The organism is Anaerotignum faecicola (assembly GCA_024460105.1).
Classification (GTDB): domain Bacteria; phylum Bacillota; class Clostridia; order Lachnospirales; family Anaerotignaceae; genus JANFXS01.
The window spans coordinates 1-571 of record JANFXS010000091.1 but is presented as its reverse complement, the minus strand read 5'-3'; the positions used below and the strand labels follow the sequence as shown (position 1 = coordinate 571).

The window sequence follows — 571 nt, the reverse complement described above, 5'->3', positions numbered from 1 at the left end:
ACAACGTCGTTGGCCGGATCACCGTTGCAGAACCGGTCCACATAGATCTGATACATGACGGCGCCCTTGGCCCAGTCCGGAGTGCTGAACCCGGGAGCAATCCGGAAATGGAAGCTCTCCTGATTATCCATCGTCGCACCCAGCCGGTTGTAGTAACAGTCCTCACTTCCTTTTACCACTTTAAAGCTATAGCTGAGTTTATCACTGCCAACTGTAATTTTATATTCATAGTAATCAAACTGGCCATCGGAGTCCGTCTTCTCCATAACGGCCTCTTTCAGGCTGCTGCCATCCTCTATATAACACACATAATCCACCTTATTCCTGGCTGTTCGAAATCGTAAGTATACGTCGTCTCCGGCCTCGGGTTCTGTGGGAAATCGGAAATTTTCTGTCTCGTCGGTAAATAACGCCTCTCTGTTTAACGCCTCTGCCTGGAAGCACATATATTTATCCTTCCCTTTCTCAATTTACTCCTGTATCTATTTTATCTGATCAGGCCTGAATATACAACCCCGCAGGCTCTTAGTTTCTTCATTTTTTCATGCCCGTTCCCATGTTTTCTTCCAAC

Annotated in this window: 1 protein-coding gene; it reads right to left on the bottom strand. The window is 46.8% G+C overall.

The genetic code is table 11. The features are described 5' to 3' along the window. Positions 1-446, bottom strand: a 446-nt coding sequence (locus NE664_12910; GenBank protein ID MCQ4727534.1) for an alpha amylase N-terminal ig-like domain-containing protein, incomplete at its 3' end; no start/stop codon positions are given. Positions 447-571 lie beyond the last annotated feature (125 nt).